The 1,254-nt window shown below is 39.3% G+C and carries 1 protein-coding gene; it reads right to left on the minus strand.

Annotated elements, in window-relative coordinates; genetic code table 11:
* Positions 1-1,061: porin OmpA (gene ompA, locus DAE25_RS22610; RefSeq protein ID WP_107768548.1), on the minus strand; the 1,061-nt coding region annotated here is incomplete at its 3' end.
* Between the last annotated feature and the right edge of the window lie 193 nt (positions 1,062-1,254).

Below are 1,254 nucleotides of genomic sequence, written 5' to 3' on the forward strand. Positions count from 1 at the left end.
GCCGGTGCTAAGCAAGCGATTAATGCTTTACGACCTTTAACTGCATCACATGTTGCGCCGGTTACTGGGTTTGCTTCACCGTAACCTACTGCAGTTACGTTTGCAGGGTTTTGACCTTTAGAAACTAAGTAGTTAGCTACAGTTTCTGCACGGCGTTGTGAAAGTTTTAAGTTTGAAGCTTCTTTACCGATACGGTCTGTATAACCGTTAACTTGGATAGCTGGAGTTGCTAAACCTAAGTTAGCGATTTCAGTGTTAGCTGCGTCTAAAGCTGTTGCTGCTGCTGGTTTTAAGCTTGATTTACCGAAATCAAATAAAACGTCTGAGCTGAATGCGAAGTTTTTAGTTACAACTTCTGGCTCAACAACTGGTGCTACAGCGCCTTGACCGAAACGGTATGATAAACCTGCTGTTACAGAGTGGATATCAGGAGCATATTGGAAGTCCACATCTTGTGTGCCTGAACGAACTAATGCTTTATTTAAGTTACCCGCTTTGTTTAAGTATTGGTATTCAACACGTGCCGCTAATTCAGGAAGAATTGCGTACTCAACACCTGCACCTAAAATAGTTGATGCTTTTAATTTGTGGAATTTTGTTGTTGATTCGTTAGTGTTTTCCGCACCATATTTTTTATAGTCATTACGAACAACCGCAATACCTACTTTACCGTAAACGTCTAAGTCAGGTAATACTTCGTAGCTTGGTTTTAACGCTAAGTTTAAACCGTGAGCAGAGTGTTTAACTGTACGGAATTCATCTACGTTACCACGTACGCGACCGTAGTAGTCATAGCCTAATTCAGCTGCTAAACCGAAGTTATTTTGGTTTAAGATTTGGTAACCGCCGAATACACCGTAAGTTACAGAGTTACGGTTGATACCATACTTACGTGTTTTATCATTATAACGATCATCGTGACCAGATTTTAATTGGTTAACACCGTGGTGAAATGATGATTGACCAACTTTCGCACCTGCGTAGAAAGTATTTTGTTGTGGAGCTGCTTGAGCTACTGCTGCAGCCGATAATACTGCTAAAGCAACTAATGATTTTTTCATTTTGATGATCCTCTAAATTGTCATCGATTAATAAAACAAAATCACTTCAGCACCGCTTGTGGCACCAAAGTTTTGATTTAATGCTCTCGTCTCACTAGAGAAAAGAGAGTTAATTATCAAGGATAAAAAGCAAAACTACAATCAATTTGTAATTTCGAACTTTCCAGTCCTAATATTACATTCTTGTTCTTCT

Origin of the sequence: Nocardioides terrigena, from assembly GCF_003047265.1 — a bacterium.
GTDB classification, from domain to species: domain Bacteria; phylum Actinomycetota; class Actinomycetes; order Propionibacteriales; family Nocardioidaceae; genus Nocardioides; species Nocardioides terrigena.